Origin of the sequence: Curtobacterium sp. 22159 (genome assembly GCF_052045775.1) — a bacterium.
In the GTDB taxonomy this organism is placed as follows: domain Bacteria; phylum Actinomycetota; class Actinomycetes; order Actinomycetales; family Microbacteriaceae; genus Curtobacterium.
Genome location: NZ_JBQEPN010000013.1, coordinates 77,340 through 93,499 on the forward strand (window position 1 = coordinate 77,340; position 16,160 = coordinate 93,499).

General features: G+C 73.0%; 13 protein-coding genes. 9 read left to right on the plus strand and 4 right to left on the minus strand.

The window, feature by feature from the left end:
* Window positions 1-2: 2 nt before the first annotated feature.
* The 3 genes from ACTJKO_RS14895 to ACTJKO_RS14905 are packed head-to-tail and all read right to left on the minus strand — an operon-like array spanning window position 3 to window position 2,634.
* Window positions 3-488 (minus strand): hypothetical protein, encoded by a 486-nt coding sequence (locus ACTJKO_RS14895; RefSeq protein ID WP_440689925.1) that lies wholly within the window; start codon window positions 486-488, stop codon window positions 3-5.
* Window positions 485-1,897 (minus strand): FtsX-like permease family protein, encoded by a 1,413-nt coding sequence (locus tag ACTJKO_RS14900; RefSeq protein WP_440689926.1) that lies wholly within the window; start codon window positions 1,895-1,897, stop codon window positions 485-487. The genes ACTJKO_RS14895 and ACTJKO_RS14900 overlap by 4 nt, the downstream gene beginning before the upstream one ends.
* Entirely contained in the window at window positions 1,894-2,634 is a 741-nt protein-coding gene (locus ACTJKO_RS14905) for an ABC transporter ATP-binding protein (protein ID WP_440689927.1), read from the minus strand. The genes ACTJKO_RS14900 and ACTJKO_RS14905 overlap by 4 nt, the downstream gene beginning before the upstream one ends.
* A gap of 179 nt (window positions 2,635-2,813) precedes the next feature.
* Between ACTJKO_RS14905 and ACTJKO_RS14910 the strand changes: the two genes are divergently transcribed.
* Window positions 2,814-5,360: a metallophosphoesterase gene (locus tag ACTJKO_RS14910; RefSeq protein ID WP_440689928.1), complete on the plus strand. Its 2,547-nt coding sequence runs from the start codon at window positions 2,814-2,816 to the stop codon at window positions 5,358-5,360.
* A 56-nt stretch (window positions 5,361-5,416) separates the two neighbouring features.
* Here the strand turns inward: ACTJKO_RS14910 and ACTJKO_RS14915 are convergent, their stop codons facing one another.
* The gene (locus ACTJKO_RS14915; RefSeq protein WP_440689929.1) at window positions 5,417-5,983 is read right to left on the minus strand and encodes a CGNR zinc finger domain-containing protein; all 567 of its coding nucleotides are present in this window, start codon (window positions 5,981-5,983) and stop codon (window positions 5,417-5,419) included.
* A gap of 73 nt (window positions 5,984-6,056) precedes the next feature.
* Here ACTJKO_RS14915 and ACTJKO_RS14920 point away from each other — a divergent pair, with 73 nt between their 5' ends.
* The 8 genes from ACTJKO_RS14920 to mfd all read left to right on the plus strand — a co-directional run bounded on the left by ACTJKO_RS14920 (window position 6,057) and on the right by mfd (window position 16,016).
* The gene (locus ACTJKO_RS14920) at window positions 6,057-6,539 is read left to right on the plus strand and encodes a DinB family protein (RefSeq protein ID WP_440689930.1); all 483 of its coding nucleotides are present in this window, start codon (window positions 6,057-6,059) and stop codon (window positions 6,537-6,539) included.
* Window positions 6,536-7,705 (plus strand): MalY/PatB family protein, encoded by a 1,170-nt coding sequence (locus ACTJKO_RS14925; RefSeq protein WP_440689931.1) that lies wholly within the window; start codon window positions 6,536-6,538, stop codon window positions 7,703-7,705. Before ACTJKO_RS14920 ends, ACTJKO_RS14925 begins: the two co-directional genes overlap by 4 nt.
* Window positions 7,706-7,981: 276 nt before the next feature.
* Window positions 7,982-9,199, plus strand: coding sequence for a sensor histidine kinase (locus ACTJKO_RS14930; RefSeq protein ID WP_440689932.1), 1,218 nt, complete (start codon window positions 7,982-7,984; stop codon window positions 9,197-9,199).
* Window positions 9,196-9,852 carry a response regulator transcription factor gene (locus ACTJKO_RS14935; RefSeq protein ID WP_440689933.1) on the plus strand — a complete coding sequence of 219 codons (657 nt, stop codon included), beginning with the start codon at window positions 9,196-9,198 and terminating at the stop codon, window positions 9,850-9,852. Before ACTJKO_RS14930 ends, ACTJKO_RS14935 begins: the two co-directional genes overlap by 4 nt.
* Before the next feature lie 10 nt (window positions 9,853-9,862).
* Window positions 9,863-10,819 (plus strand): hypothetical protein, encoded by a 957-nt coding sequence (locus tag ACTJKO_RS14940; RefSeq protein ID WP_440689934.1) that lies wholly within the window; start codon window positions 9,863-9,865, stop codon window positions 10,817-10,819.
* A gap of 287 nt (window positions 10,820-11,106) precedes the next feature.
* Window positions 11,107-11,727, plus strand: a complete 621-nt coding sequence (locus tag ACTJKO_RS14945; RefSeq protein ID WP_440689935.1) for a 50S ribosomal protein L25/general stress protein Ctc — start codon at window positions 11,107-11,109, stop codon at window positions 11,725-11,727.
* Between the two features lie 30 nt (window positions 11,728-11,757).
* Window positions 11,758-12,339 carry an aminoacyl-tRNA hydrolase gene (gene pth, locus ACTJKO_RS14950; protein WP_440689936.1) on the plus strand — a complete coding sequence of 194 codons (582 nt, stop codon included), beginning with the start codon at window positions 11,758-11,760 and terminating at the stop codon, window positions 12,337-12,339.
* A 65-nt stretch (window positions 12,340-12,404) separates the two neighbouring features.
* On the plus strand, window positions 12,405-16,016 hold the full coding sequence (mfd, locus tag ACTJKO_RS14955; RefSeq protein ID WP_440689937.1) for a transcription-repair coupling factor: 3,612 nt from the start codon (window positions 12,405-12,407) through the stop codon (window positions 16,014-16,016).
* Window positions 16,017-16,160 lie beyond the last annotated feature (144 nt).

Genomic DNA, 16,160 nt, shown 5'->3' on the forward strand with positions numbered 1-16,160 from the left:
CATCACCTCCAGAGGTAGAGGTGGTCGTCCCGGAGGACTGCCCGCCAGTCACCGCAGGCGCGGATGTCGCCCGCACCGAAGGTGGGCCAGGTGCCCCCACCGTCCCAGGCCTGCGAGTACCCGCTCGCCGTGCACGTCGTGGGGAGTGTCGTACCGGACGGCACCGCGGCGTCGAGCTTGATGCCGTCCGTGCCGCTCGTCGGACCGGGCATCTTCACCGTCACGTCGCGCGCGCCCTCCGGGAACCAGTCGGGGCGGTGCGAGGTCGGGACGCTCCGGCCGTCGTCGTAGCGGGCGACCGACACCTTGCCCTGGAGCTCAGCGACCCAGGCGCCGACGCTCCCGCTCCGGACGGTGGCCAGGACGGCGACGGCCGCGACGGCGACCGCGAACGCGACCACGCCGACGAGCACGGCGATCGTGGCACGGCCCCGACGAGGAGGAGTGCGAGGGGGCGTGTGGGCGGGGACGGACGGATCGACGGTCACTGGGACTCCTGGAGGGATCGGGTGAGGAACTGGGACGGTGGGACGGCGCCCGCTCGGCGGACCGGGCGCCGCGCGAGCACCACGGTGAGCCCGGACACGACGACCGCGACGACCGGGACGAACCAGACGGGGGCGAGCGGGACGACGAGCGGAGCGTTGAGCGTCGAGGACAGCAGCGTCTGCACGCCTGCCCAACCGAGCAGCGCGCCGACGACGAGTCCGGCGAGGGTGGCGGAGCCGACGAGCAAGCCGGTCTCCGCGAGGAGCATCCGGCCACTGCGCCGGACCGACAGCCCGAGGATCCGCAACACGGCGAGGTCGCGCTGCCGCAGACGGGCTCCGAGCGCGATGGTGTCGGCGAGACCGACGGCCGAGATCGCGGCGATGCAGAGGGTGAGCACGGTGAGGAGCGGCAGGATGCCGTCGATCACCTCGGTGGCCGCGGACGACTGCGTGGTGCCGCGGTACTCGTCGCGGAGGGCGCCCTCCATCGAGGCGGACGCGACGGCGAACATCGTCAGCACCGTCGTGCTGATGAGGACACCGACCCCGGCTCGGCCGGAGCGCACCGGGTACTGGAGCAGGTTGCGCCCCGCCACGCGCACGACCGCCGATCGACGTCCGAACGCCCGGAGCAGGACGCGGACGACGGTCGTGATGATCGGGGTCGCAGTGGCCAGCACGCCGGCAGCGGCCAGGGCGCCCCCGACCATCGCGATGAGCACGGCGAAGGGGGAGACGAACCCGACGGCCACGCCCAGGACGAGCAGGCCGGCGGCTGTGAGGAGGAGCGCCCCGCCCCGTCCCCGGAACGAGACGTCCGCGACGCCGACCTGGCCGTCGTGCTGGCGCTGTGCCGCGTCGAGTCCGGTCGCCGGTGTCACCCGGAGCACTCCCTCGAAGCCCCGCTGCGCCGCACGCCGGGTGCTCAGGACGAGCAGGACCAGCGGCACGATCACGAGTGGTTGCAGGACGGCGGTCGGGGTGAGGCCCTCGAACAGGCCGCCGCGCCCCGAGGTGAGGGCGACCGTGACGGCCGCGACCACGAGTCCCGCAGCCGCACCCACCACCGTGCTCAGGAGCGCCCGGCGGGTCGCCGCGGACACGAGTCGGGCGTGCTCGCGGGCCGCGGTGGCGCCGAGCAGCCGACGGAGCGCGACCTCCCGCGCCTGGGAGGCGGCGACGAGCACGTAGGAGTTCGTCGCCGCGCTGGTCGTCACGACGGTGGCGACGACCACGAACGCGACGGTGAGGAGTCCGAGCACGACGACCGTCACCGGGTTGGCCCCGAACCCGCTGCCGGCCACCCCGCGGACGATCACGGAGGTGAGCCCGACGACGACGGTGGCGAACGCGGCGCCGAGCGCGACCACGAGACCGTCGGCTCCGAGGCGACGACGGCCGCTCACCGCACCGTCTCCACGAGCACGCGGGCGATCTCCGCCGCCGAGGACCGCGGCCTCGTCTGCACGAGGGCGCCGTTCCGCAGGAAGACGACCCGGTCAGCGACGCTCGCCGCGACGGGGTCGTGGGTCACCATGACGATCCCGGCGCCGCTGTCCCGTGCGGTGTCGGCGAGGACGTCGAGGACCGCCCGCCCGGTCTCGACGTCGAGGTTGCCGGTCGGTTCGTCGGCGAAGACCACTGCGGGACGGTGGACGAGTGCCCGGGCGATGGCGACACGCTGCTGTTGCCCGCCGGACAGCTCGCCCGGCCGGCGATCCACCAGCGCGGCGATGCCGAGCCGGTCGAGGAGCGACGCCCGGTGTGCCCGGTCGATCGCCAGCGGTCGCTCGCCGAGCGTCGCCGGCAGGTCGATGTTCTCGGCGACGGTCAGCGCGGACAACAGGTTGAACGACTGGAACACGAACCCCATGCGGGCGTGCCGCAGCCTCGTGGCATCGTCGTCCGGCAGCCCGCTGAGCGGGTGTCCGTCGAGCACCACCCGCCCCGAGGTCGGGTCGTCGAGCCCCGACAGCAGGTTCATCAGGGTCGACTTGCCGGAGCCGCTGGGCCCCATGACGGCGACGAACTCGCCGGCGGCGACGGACAGTGACACGTCGCGGACGGCGTGGACGACGACCTCGCCGGACCGGTAGGTGCGTGAGACGCCGATCGCTTCGGCGACGGCTGGTGGGAGCTGCATGTGGTCATGGTGGCGGCCGTCCGTTCCCGCACGCGTCGGTCGTGGGGGTGACCTCGGTCGGTCGAGCGGACGACACGGACGACATCGTTGTGCTGACGACCGGGGAGGGACGACGGCTGTACATCCTGTGGTCACGTACAGGAAACCCCGAGGCCGAGTGGGTTCGCCAGCATCGCGTGGTGATCTCAGAACGCACCCGCCGTCGCCCCCGCTTGCTGGGGGCCGCCGCCCTCGCAGCGGCCGCCGTCGGCCTCCCCCTCCTGTCCGCCCCGGATGCCGCCGTCGCCGCACCCGACGACCTCGGATCGCGGTTCACCCTCGCCGTGCTCCCCGACACGCAGTTCTACTCCCGCTACTCGGCGTCGCAGTTCCTCCCGCGCTACGGCGACGACCCGTTCCACGTCCAGACGCAGTGGTTGGCCGAGCACGCCGACGAGCTCAACGTGCCCTTCGTCACCCACGTCGGCGACGTCGTCGACCAGGTCGGCCAGGCCGGCGAGTGGCAGGCGGCGGACCGGGCGATGCGCGTGCTCGACGACGCTCGCCTCCCGTACAGCATCACCACCGGGAACCACGACGTGCTGGACTCGCGCGACACGCGGTTCGACACGTCCTACGACCTCGCGGCCGAGCCGTACCTCAAGACGTTCCCCGCCTCACGGGCCGCCGCGCAACCGACGGTGGAGAACGGCACCGACCCGACGGGGCTCAGCCGCTTCCACGTCTTCGAGGCGGAAGGGCAGCGCTTCCTGTCGCTCGCACTGCCGTGGCGGGCGTCCGACGAGACCCTCGCGTGGGCCGACCAGGTGATCGCCGACCACCCGACGCTGCCGACCATCCTCACCTCGCACGAGGTGATCAACATCGCCTCCGACGGCACGACCGCGGTGGACACGGCCTACGGCGAACGGCTGTGGGACCGGCTCATCGCGCCGAACGACCAGGTGTTCCTCACGTTCAACGGCCACTTCCACGGGTCGACGTGGAAGAACCGCACGAACGACGCCGGACACGGCGTGACCCAGGTGCTCATCGACCACCAGATGGACTACGAGGGCGGGGACGGCTACCTCGGTCTGGTCGAGTTCGACCTGACGAACGGGACGCTCGAGATGCAGACCGCCTCGCCGTGGGTGACCTGGAAGCCGTCCGAGACGCTGACCGCCTACGACCAGCCGTTGCTCGACGCCCCCAACCAGCGCTACACGGTGCCGGTGGACTTCCGGACCCGCTTCGCCGGATTCGCGCCGGACTTCCGTCCCGGCTCGGCCGACGAGCCGCCGCTCGTCGAGCGCGCACGGGCGCTCCTCCTCGACGGGTTCGAGGGCGCGCCGCCCGTCACCACCGAGGCGCCGGGCGGCCGGGCGGACCACACCGTCGTCGACGGCACCCTCGCCTGGTGGCGGCCGGGTGAGGAGGAGGCCGGCGTCGTCGCACCGGGCGAGTCCGTCGCGGACGTCGTCGGCGACGCCGACCTGACCCGCTTGACGAACGCGGAGTCCGGGTCGCCCGGCGCCGAGGCCGGGGACGTCACGATCGAGCGCGACGCCCACCCGTTGTCGTCCGACGGCGCGTCGCTGTGCTTCGCGAACGCGGACAAGGCGGCGAAGCGGTTCAGCGCGCTCACCTCGCCCGGCGGGACGGCCGTGGACGAGGCGACGTTCCCGGACGGCTACACGATCGAGACCTTCCTCCGGGTCGACCCGTCGTGGACCGACTCGGCGAACTCCTGGTCGAAGGCCATCGTGCGCAGCGGGAACCGCTCGCAGATCGGCGTCCCGCAGACGCGTTGGGACTGGACGGCCTCCCCGGCCGCACTCGGGATCTCGAACCTCAAGGAGTTCCAGTGGACCGAGGTGACGGCGGACCCGTCGAAGGGCGACCGCACGGCGTGGTCCGGTGAGATCATCCCCGGGCGGTGGCTGCACGTCGCCCTCGTGAACGACGTCGACGCCGCGACGACGACGATGTACGTCGACGGGGCTCCGGTCCTCCGCAACGCGACGGACACGGGCGGGCAGACGATCCAGCACGGCATGCCGTGGCTCTTCGGGAGCGACTGGGTCGACGACGCCGCGACGAACGGCTGGAACGGCTGCATCGGGGAGACCCGCGTGGTGGACCACCCCATCGGAGCCGCCTCCTGGCTGACCGCCCGGGCTGACCTCGACGACCTCTCCGTGGACGACGGAGCGGGCGACGCGCCGACGGTGACGGTGACGGGGACCGGTCGACCGGGCGCGACCGTCGCGATCCGTGGGGACGTCGCCGGGACCGCCGCGGTCGGGGCGGACGGACGGTGGTCCGCCGACGTCCGCGCCGCGGCCGGTCGTTCCGTCGCCGTCACCGCGCTGGCCGCAGGCCGGGCCGAGGCCGTCCAGTCGATCGGGACGAGGAGCGGGACCGCCGTGCCGTTCGCGGTGGTGCTGCCCGCGGCCGCCGAGCCGGGAGACGGCGGTTCGTCGCCGGCACCCGGAGACGACGCGGATCCCGCCGGCCCCGACGCACCCGCCGACGGTGCTCCGGTCGCCGGAGACGGCACGGCCGACCCGGTCGACGACGCGTCAGCCGGGCGTGACGGAGGCGAGCTCGCCTTCACGGGGGCGGCCGGGCTCGGCGTCCTCGGTGCGCTGACCGCGCTGCTGCTCGTCGCCGGCGGTGTCCTGCTGGTCGTGCGCCGGCGTCGCCGTGCCGACGGTGACGGGGAGCGGGCGGAACTGTCGTGACGCCGGACGGGAGGCGCGGTGCCGGACCGCACCGCGCCTCCCGTCCGTCCACGTCCTCAGACCGACGCGGCCGTCCCGTCGGCCGCCCGGCGGCGACGCCGGTACGCGGCGGCGTTGACGCGGTTGCCGCACTCCTCCATGCCGCACCACGCGCGCCGCGCGCCACGCGACCGGTCGAGGAAGACGCGCGTGCACTCATCGCGACCGCACTCCTTGAGCACGCCCTCGGTGACGGGGGCGAGGACCTCGGCCCCGCTCCGGGCGATCGTCGACAGCACGGCCCGGGCGTCCCCGTCGACCCGGACGCCGTCCGCCGTCACCACGGGGACGACGGGCGGGTTCGCGGCGGCGGCGTTCAGCACGGCGATCGCGTCGGACGGGACACCGGGGCCCGGGGATCCCAACCGTGCCGCCACGAGGTCGTAGAGGGCCTCGCGGAGTGCGAGCGCCCGGTCGAAGTCCGAGGCGTCCACCCGGACGGGGCCGCTCACGACCCCGGCCTGGTCGATCCAGTCGCCGAGGTCTGCAGGGGTCTCGAGGAGCTCCTCCGGTTCGGAGCGCCGCCACTTGCGGGTGCCGAGGAAGTCGAGTGCGAGGTTGCCGCTGACGAAGACGTGGACCACATCACCATCTTGACCAGTGACGGACCCTTCTGCAAGCATCGTCACTGGTTCGACCACTGACGAAGGGTCCACGATGATCGACCGAGACGACTACTGGTACTTCGCCGAGCGCGCGCTCCTCGGCATGCGGAGCATCGTCGCCGACCTGGGCGACGACCTGGCCACGCGCACGCCGCCGCTCGACGGGGGCAACTCGCCCTACGCCCTGCTCCACCACTGCATCGCGGTGGTGGAGACCTGGGTCGGCGGCTTCGTCGCCGGTCGACCGATCGAGCGTGATCGCGCGGCGGAGTTCCGCGCGTCCGGCCCCGTCGACGAGCTGCTCGGACGGGTCGACGCGACGCTCGTGCGGCTCCGGACCGATCTCGTCGAGGCGGATCCCACCGCTCCGCTCGCGCAGGTGCCGCCGCCCGAGTTCGAGGGGCCCGACCGGGCACTCACGGTGAGCGGCGCACTGCAGCACGTCTACGAGGAACTCGCACAGCACCACGGCCAGATGGAGCAGATCCGCGACCTCGTCCTCGCGGTCGACTCGGGACGGGTGGTGGTCCGGTGAACGGCTCGCTGGCGCTCGCCGAATCCGTCCTCCGGGCAGGGGGCGGCGTCAAGTGGGGTGCCGTGGAACCCGACGTCACACCGGCGTGGGTGGCGGACATGGACTTCGGTGTGCCGGACCCGGTGCGCGAGGCGATGTCCGTCGCCGTGGAGCGCGAGCAGTTCGGGTACCCGCACCACCCGGAGGGCGACCCCCTCGTCCGGTCGTTCGAGGACCGGATGCGTCGACGGCACGGCTGGACCCCCGCCGCCGACCGGACCCGGGTGTTCACCGACCTCATCCAGGTCCTCCAGGTCGTCATCGAGCACACGACCGAGCCGGGCGACGGCGTCGCGCTGCACGTGCCGACGTACCCGCCGTTCCTCGCGTCGATCCGGCGGGCGCACCGACGCATCGTGCCACTCGACGTCACGGCCACCGAGGACGGGTGGGAGCTCGAGACCGAGGGGCTCGCCGAGCGGTTCGCAGCCGAGGGCGTGCGCCTCGTGGTGCTGGTCAACCCGCACAACCCCACCGGCAGGGTGCTCGACCGCGCCGAGCTCGAGCGGATCGCCGAGGCGGCCCGGCTCGTGGACGTCCCGGTGCTCGCGGACGAGATCCACGCCGACCTCGTCCACGACGAGCGGACGCACGTGCCGTTCGCCTCGCTCGGGCCGGACGCCGCGGCGCGGACCATCACGGCGACGTCCGCGACCAAGGCCTTCAACATCGCCGGACTCCGCTGTGCCCTGGCCCACGTCGGGTGGGACCCGCTGTGGCGTGCGCTCGACGCCGCACCACTGGACTACTTCGGACAGCCGAGCACCGTCGGCCGCATCGCCACCGTCGCCGCCTGGGACCGTGGGGACGCGTGGCTGGAGCGAGTGCGTCGCGTCCTCGCGGTGAACCGGGCACTCGTCGCGGACTGGGCGGCGTCGCACGAGGCACTCGTCCACCACCGACCGGACGCCACCTACCTGTCCTGGGTCGGGTTCGGTGCGACGGACATCGGCGACGCACCCGCTCGGCACGTGCTGGAGCGCGGCCGGGTGCTCCTGAGCGACGGGGCCGAGTTCGCGCAGCACACCGACGTCGCCACCGGGTCGTTCGCCCGGATCAACTTCGCGACCTCGACCGAGCGCGTCGCCCGCATCCTCGACGGCATCGACGTGGCGCTCGCCGGGTGACGACGACCCGCGGGCGGTCCGTGTCGGTGACACGGGCGGCCCGCGCGATCCGGGGTCCCCACCCCCGGATCGATCCGGGTGCCCCACCCCGGATCGGCGAGGCCGCCCCGTCCCGGGGGCGGCCTCGTGTCGTCGACGGGGCGCGACGGGTCCGAGCACCGCGGTTCCCGGCACGGTGGGCTGCGCGCCGGTCGCCGGTCCGCGCCTTCATCCGACCGGATGAAAGCAGCCCCGTCGGCTCGCCGACCCGCGGACACGCCCCATACGCTCGCCGACATGACCTCCTTCCTCCGCCGACGCGCCCGGCACCTGCTGGCCCCGATCGCCGGCGCCGCGTACCTCGTGCTCTGGATCGTCGCCGAAGCCGGCCGGGGCGAGCTCACCGGGCACGTGCTCGTCGTCGCCGCGTTCGCCGCCGCGATCGGCCTCGCGGAGTGGATGCCGGCGACGAGCCTCGGGCTCGTGGTCGTCGTCCCCTCGCTGCAGGCGCTCCACCTGCTCGCACGCCCCCGGGACACCACCTGGCCCGAGTACCTCGCCATCGCGGTCGTCGTCGGTCTGGTCGGCGCCGGGCGGTCGGGTCTCCTCCGCTGGCTCGCCGTCCCCGCGCTGGGTGTCGCGAGCGCCGCCGCGGCGTGGGCGATGGTGGTCCCGACCGCCGACGACCAGGACACCTGGGGGAGTTGGACGGGGTCGATGGGCGGCACGCGGAGCGACCTCGTCCTCGTCACCCTGGCGATCGCGGGCGCGAGCTGCGTCGCCTGGGCCGTCGGGGTGGCGATCGGTGCCGCGTGGCGCATCGGACTCGCACGGGTCCGCGTCGTCGAGGCCGAGCGCGCGACCGAGGTCACGGCCTCCGAGCTCCGCGCCGAGCAGGACCGTGCCCGGATCGCCCGGGACGTGCACGACTCGCTCGCGCACTCCCTGGCGGTCGTCGTGTCGCAGGCCCAGGGCGCGGCGGCGCTGAGCGGCCCCGACGGCCCGGCGGCCACGGCGCTGCGGGACATCGCCGCCGTCAGCCGTGACGCCCTCGGGGACGTCCGTTCACTCGTGGAGCGCATCCAGGGGACCGGACCGGAGGTGTCGCGCGGTCTCGCGGACGTCCCGGAGCTCGTCGAGGACATGCGCGACCTGGGCATGGACGCGTCGGTGACGCAGCACGGCGAGCCGGGGCCGACCGGTCCCGCCGTCGACGGCGCGGCGCACCGCATCGTCCAGGAGAGCCTCACGAACGTCCTGAAGCACCAGGGCCGCACCGCCACCGCGCAGGTGACGCTCGACTGGCGTGGGCCGGGGCTCGGCCTCGTCGTGACCTCGCGCGGTGGGTCTCCCCTCGTCGAACTCGACGGTGCGGGCAGCGGGGTCGCCGGCATGCGGGAGCGGGCACGTCTCGCCGGCGGTTGGCTGCGCGCGGGAGCCGGGGACGACCCGCAGGAGTGGGTGGTCACCGCCTGGCTCCCGACCGGACCGGTCGGCACGGCGGTGCTCCCGTGAGCGCGATCCGGGTCGCGATCGCGGACGACCAGCGACTCTTCGCGTCCGGGATGCAGATGCTCGTCGACGCCCAGCCGGACATGACCTGCGTCGGGACCGCCGACGACGGTGAGGCGGCCCTCGCGCTCTGTGCGGCGACGGACCCGGACGTGCTGCTCGTGGACCTCCGGATGCCGGTGCTGAACGGCATCGAGACCACGGCCCGGATCGCCGAGCGGGGCGGCGAACGCCCGCGCGTGGTCGTGCTGACCACCATCCGCCGCGACGACGCCGTCCTCGCCGCCCTGCGCGCCGGCGCGGCCGCGTTCCTGACGAAGGACGCCCTGCCCGAGGTCGTGCTCAGGACCGTGCGTGACGTCCACGACGGTCGTCCGGCACCGACCGAGACCGAGGCCCTCGACCTGCTCCGCGCCGAGGGCACACTCGTCGAGACCCCGCGACCGGACGACGTGCTCGACGTACTGAGCGCCCGTGAACGCGAGGTCTTCCTCCTCGTCGCGAAGGGCCTCAGCAACCAGGAGATCGCGACCTCGGTGTTCCTCAGTGAGGCCACCGTGAAGTCCCACGTCCGCTCGGTGCTCGCGAAGCTCGGGCTCCGGAACCGGATCCAGGTCGTCATCACCGCACACGAACGCGGCCTCGTCCGCGCATAGGGGGAACACCGTGCACCTGACCGTCCGTGCCGCGAAGACCGGCACCCTCGTCCTCGTCGTCGCAGGGCTCACCGGCGCCGTGCTGCACAGCCTGCCCGAGCCCGCCGACCATGCCGTCCGGCCCACCGTCGGGCGCGACCTCGACGCGTGGACGATGCCGCTCGACGGGTACGTACAGCCGTCCGGGTCGAAGCAGGACTACGCCTCCGCGCTCGTCGAGCAGCCCTGCCTGCGTCGCATCGGCATCGACTTCCCGCCGCCCTGGGCCACCGTCGCCGGACTCGACGCCGAAGGGGACGCCGACGACGGCCCGGGGCGCGGGAACCCGTCACCGGCCCTCGCATGGTCCCGTCCGCTCAGCGCCGACGCCGCCTCGGCACGGGGGTACCACCCGGCCTCCACCGAGGGGGCGAACCGGTCCGGGTGGCAGGCGTGGGGCGAGGACCCCGAACGGAACGCCGCGTTCGCCCGTGCGCGTCAGCAGGACGTCGCGCGCTGTGCCCACGACGCGTACCGGACGCTCGGCACGGATGACGGCGACCAGGGCGCCTCGGCGCTCGCGGAGCACCTGACCTGGGTGGCCGCGGACACCGCACGGCGAGACCCCGGTGTGGTCGCCGCTGCCGGCCGCTGGCGGAGCTGCCTGGCGTCCGACGCACCGGGAGCGCTCCCCGAGGACCCGCACGGCATGCCGACGGTCGCGATGCGCGAGGCCTTCGGGATCGGTGCCCCGACCATGCCGGTCAGCGCGGACGAACGCACGCTCGCCGAGCGCGACGTGGCCTGTCAGACCTCGTCCGGCTACCGTCGTGCGCTCTACGACGCGCAGTGGTCGGAGCTCCTCCGCGTCACGGCGACGGACGCGGCGGTCCTCGCGCGCGCCGACGGCGACCAGGCCGAGGTGGGCCAGCGACTGGACCGCTGGATCGAGCGACTGGCTCCCGATGCGCCGGACGGGGTCGACTGAGACGGGGGTCGACCGGATCGACGGGTCGCCACGGGACGGCCAGGAGGCACGGGGCGGGACTGCCCCGCGCCTCCCGTCCGTCCCGTGGCGCGACACGCCCGGAGGGGTCCTGCTAGACTCGGTGACTGACTTCGGCGAGGGCCGCGCGTGCGCGGCCGTGATCGACGCGGTGGGAGACCCGGCCCAGTCCTGGGAGCGTTCCTCACGCGTGCACGCGTTCGAGTTGCAACACCACAGACCCCCACGATGCCGGCACCCCGGTGTCGTCCCCGAGACCAGGAGGCACCATGGCCGACTACACCAAGCTCGCAGCGGAAGTCCGCACCAAGTTCGGCAAGGGCGCTGCCCGGAAGATCCGCGCGAACGACAAGATCCCCGCGGTCGTCTACGGCCACGGCACCGAGCCGCAGCACATCAGCCTCCCGGGCCACGAGACCATGCTGCTCGTCCGTCACGCCAACGCGATCGTCGACCTCGACATCGAGGGCTCGGCGCAGCTCGTCCTCGTCAAGGACGTCCAGCGCGACCCCGTGCGCCAGATCATCGAGCACATCGACCTCGTGGTCGTCCGCCGCGGCGAGAAGGTCACGGTCTCCGTGCCCGTCGTCGTCGAGGGCGAGTCCTTCTCCGGCACGATCCACGTCCAGGACGAGTCGGCCCTGTCCCTCCTGGTCGAGGCGACCGACATCCCGGAGCACGTCGTCGTGAACGTCGACGGCCTCGAGGACGGCGCGCAGGTCCGCGCCTCCGACATCGAGCTGCCGGCCGGCGCCGAGCTCGAGACCGAGGGCGACACCCTCGTCGTCTCGATCGTCACCCCGCGCGGCACCGCCGACGACGACGCCGCCGACGAGGCCTCCGCCGAGGCGGGTGCCGAGGCCGGCGCCGAGTCGAGCGACTCCGAGTAACACCCCTTCGCGGACGTCTGGTCGACGCTGATGGCAGGAACGCTCGTCGTGGTCGGGCTCGGGAACCCCGGGCCCGGCTACGCCGGCAACCGTCACAACGTCGGCCAGATGGTCCTCGACGAACTCGCTGCCCGCATGGGCGCGACGTTCAAGAAGCACAAGACCCCGAACCAGGTCGCCGAGGGGCGCCTCGTGCCGGGCGGCCCCCGCCTGGTCCTCGCCAAGCCGGGGTCGTTCATGAACACCTCCGGCGGACCGGTCTCGAGCGTCCTCGGGTTCTACAGCGCGACGCCTGCCGACCTCGTCGTCGTCCACGACGAACTGGACCTGCCGTTCGACACCGTCCGCCTCAAGGGCAACGGCGGGCACGGCGGACACAACGGCCTGCGCGACATCATCAAGGCCACCGGGACGAACGAGTTCACCCGCGTCCGGATCGGCATCGGGCGGCCGCCCGGGCGGCAGGACCCCGCCGACTTCGTCCTGCGGGACTTCTCGCCCACCGAGAAGAAGACCCTGCCCAACCTGCTGTCCGACGGCGCCGACGCCGTCGAGGCCATCGCAGAACTCGGGCTCCTCGCCGCCCAGCAGCGCATCCACGCGCCGTCCTGAACCCCGGCGTTCGCCCGTCGCGCACGCCGCGATCGCTGTCGGGGGTCGCCGGTACCATGTGCTGAGTGACGATCTCGGGCATCATCCCTGCGCTCTCGCGCGCCTCCGCGTTCGATCGCGTCCTCCGCGCCGCACCTCGTGACGCCGACTTCTCGGTGGTCGACGGGCTGCGCGTGCCGCTGCTCGGGGCGCTGCTGGCGGAGCGGAACGGTCCGCAGTGCGTCTTCGTGATCACGGCCACCGGGCGCGAAGCCGAGGCGGTCCGCGGCGCGTTCGGCAGCTACCTGCCCGACGCCGACGTCCTCGAGTTCCCCGCGTGGGAGACCCTCCCGCACGAACGCCTCAGCCCGAGCGCACAGACGGTCGGCACCCGGATCGCGACGCTCCGGAAGCTGGCCGCCTGGCAGGACGCGCCCGTCGCCGACCGCCGCACGACCGTGGTGGTCGCGAGCGTCCGTGCCGCCCTCCAGCCGATCGCGGGCAACCTCACCGCCCTCGCACCGATCGTGCTCCGGACCGACTCGCGCGGCAACGACCTCGGTGACATCGCGTCGCAGCTCGTCGACCTCGCGTACGCCCGCGTCGACCTCGTGACCCGCCGCGGCGAGTTCGCCGTCCGCGGTGGCATCCTCGACGTCTTCCCGCCCACCGCCGACCACCCGGTCCGCGTCGACTTCTTCGGCGACGAGATCGAGGCGATCAAGGCCTTCTCCGTCGCCGACCAGCGCACCACCGACGACGACCTCGGATCCGTCGAGCTCACCGCCTCGCGCGAACTGCTGCTCAGCGACGACGTCCGGCAGCGGGCGCGCGAGATGCTCCACGAGTTCCCGAACCTGTCGCAGATGCTCGCGAAGATCGCCGAGGGGATCCCGGTCGAGGGCATGGAGTCCCTCGCGCCCGCGCTCGTGCAGGAACTCGTGCCGGTCACGAGCTACCTGCCCGACGACTCGATCATCGCGGTGCTGTCGCCCGAGCGGGTGAACGGTCGCGCGCACAGCCTGGCGGAGACCAACACCGAGTTCCTGCAGGCAGCGTGGAGCGCGGCGGTCGCCGGGGCGCAGGCACCGATCGACCTCGACGCCGGCAACTTCCTCACCGTGCAGCAGCTCAAGAACGGCCGCGGGCAGCGCACCTGGTGGACGGTCTCGCCGTTCGACTCCGGGCTCGACGAGGGCGACACCGAACGCGTGCTCACCGACGCCGAAGCCGCGGCCGAGGCGGGGGAGTACATCCGCGTGCGGGCCGAGGCGATCCCGAGCTTCGCCGGCAGCGCGGACGGTGCGATCGCGCACGTCAAGCAGCTCACCGACGACGGGTGGGCCGTCGTGGTGACCGCGCAGGGGCAGGGCCTCGTCGAACGGGCGGTGCAGGTCCTCGCCGACGCCGGGGTCGCAGCCCGCGCCGAAGCCGTCACCGCGCCTCCCGAGCCCGGTGTCGCCGTCGTGACCACCGCCGCCGTCGAGCACGGCTTCGCCACCCCGGACCCGCGCGTCGCGGTGCTCAGCGAGGCCGAGTTCTACGGCCGCAGCGTCCAGCAGGGCGCACGCACGGTCAAGAAGCTCGCGAGCCGTCGCAAGAACGTCGTCGACCCGCTGCAGCTCCGACCGGGCGACGTGGTCGTGCACGCCACGCACGGCATCGGCAAGTTCGTCGAGCTCGTCTCGCGCGAGGTCTCGAGCGGCGGCCGGAACGCGGTGAAGACGCAGCGCGAGTACCTCGTGCTCGAGTACGCGCCGTCCAAGCGCGGCTACCCGGGCGACAAGCTCTTCGTCCCCACGGACCAGCTCGACCAGCTGTCCCGCTACGTCGGCGGGGAGAGCCCGACGCTGTCGAAGATGGGCGGTTCCGACTGGGCCTCGGCGAAGTCGAAGGCGCGCAAGGCCGTCCGTGACATCGCGGTCGACCTGGTGAAGCTGTACTCGGCGCGCATGGCGTCGAAGGGGCACGCGTTCGGGCCGGACACCCCGTGGCAGCGTGAGCTGGAAGAGGCGTTCCCGTTCGCCGAGACGGCCGACCAGCTGACCACCATCGACGAGATCAAGCGGGACATGGAGCGCCCGATCCCGATGGACCGCCTGCTCTCCGGCGACGTCGGCTACGGCAAGACCGAGGTCGCGATCCGCGCTGCGTTCAAGGCCGTGCAGGACGGCAAGCAGGTGGCCGTGCTCGTCCCGACGACCCTGCTCGTCCGCCAGCACATGGAGACCTTCCAGGAGCGCTTCGCGGGCTTCCCGGTGCACCTGCGCGCCCTCAGCCGCTTCCAGACCGAGAAGGAGTCGAAGGAGACCATCGCCGGGCTCGCCGACGGCACGGTCGACATCGTCATCGGCACGCACCGGATCCTGTCCCAGAACGTGCAGTTCAAGGACGTCGGACTCGTCATCATCGACGAGGAGCAGCGGTTCGGCGTCGAGCACAAGGACCAGCTCAAGAAGCTCAAGACGAACGTGGACGTGCTCGCGATGTCCGCCACCCCGATCCCGCGGTCGCTCGAGATGGCGGTGACCGGCATCCGTGAGATGTCCACCCTCGCCACCCCGCCGGAGGACCGCCACCCGATCCTCACGTTCGTCGGGCCCCAGTCGGACCTGCAGGTCGCCGCAGCGATCCGCCGCGAGCTCCTCCGCGAGGGGCAGGTGTTCTACGTGCACAACCGCGTCAAGGACATCCAGTCGGTGGCCGCGCACCTCGCCGAGATCGTCCCCGACGCCCGCATCGCCGTCGCGCACGGGCAGATGTCCGAGTCGACGCTCGAGCAGGTGATGGTCGACTTCTGGGAACGCCGCTTCGACGTCCTCGTGTCGACCACCATCGTCGAGACCGGGCTCGACATCGCGAACGCGAACACGCTCATCATCGACAAGGCGGACAAGTACGGGCTGTCGCAGCTCCACCAGCTGCGCGGCCGTGTCGGTCGCGGGCGGGAGCGCGGCTACGCCTACTTCCTCTACGACGCCGACAAGCCGCTCTCCGAGACCGCCCAGGACCGCCTCGAGACCATCGCGGCGAACAACGAGCTCGGCGCCGGCATGCAGGTCGCGATGAAGGACCTCGAGCTCCGGGGCGCGGGCAACCTGCTCGGCGGCGAGCAGTCCGGGCACATCGCGGGCGTCGGGTTCGACCTCTACCTCCGCATGATCGGTGAGGCCGTGTCGCAGTTCCGCGGGGACGTCGCCGAGGGCCAGACCGAGCTCCGACTCGAGATCCCGGTCGACGCGCACATCCCCGAGGACTACGTCGAGTCCGAGCGGCTCCGGCTCGAGGCGTACCAGAAGCTCTCCGCTGCCTCCGCTCCGGCAGCCCAGACCGAGGCGATCGACATGGTCCTCGACGAGCTCACCGACCGCTACGGGCAGCCGCCGCAGGCCGTGCTCACCCTCGTCGAGGTGTCCCGGCTCCGGCGGATGGCGCAGCAGGTCGGCCTGTCCGACGTCGTCGTGATGGGGTCGAACCTGCGCATCGCCGGCAAGGAACTCGCCGACTCCGCACAGGTCCGGCTGAAGCGGATGTTCCCGGGTGCCCGGTGGTTCCCGCAGCAGGACGCCGCGAGCATCCCGCTGCCGAAGCCGCACGGTGAGACGCTGCCGGACGACGCGCTGATCCAGTGGGTGGAGAGCATCCTGACCGCCGTGTACGGGGCGTCGAAGACGCCGGCGGAGACGCCCGCGGCCTGACGTGTGCGTCCCGGCGGCCGGGAGGCGCGGTGCGGGGGCGCGCGGCGCCTCCGGTCCGGTGGGGCGCGGCTGTGCTGGGCTGGGCCGTGCCGTCCGGTGCCGCGCCGACGCGTTGCGACGTCGTCGCTGTCGTACGACGGCCGC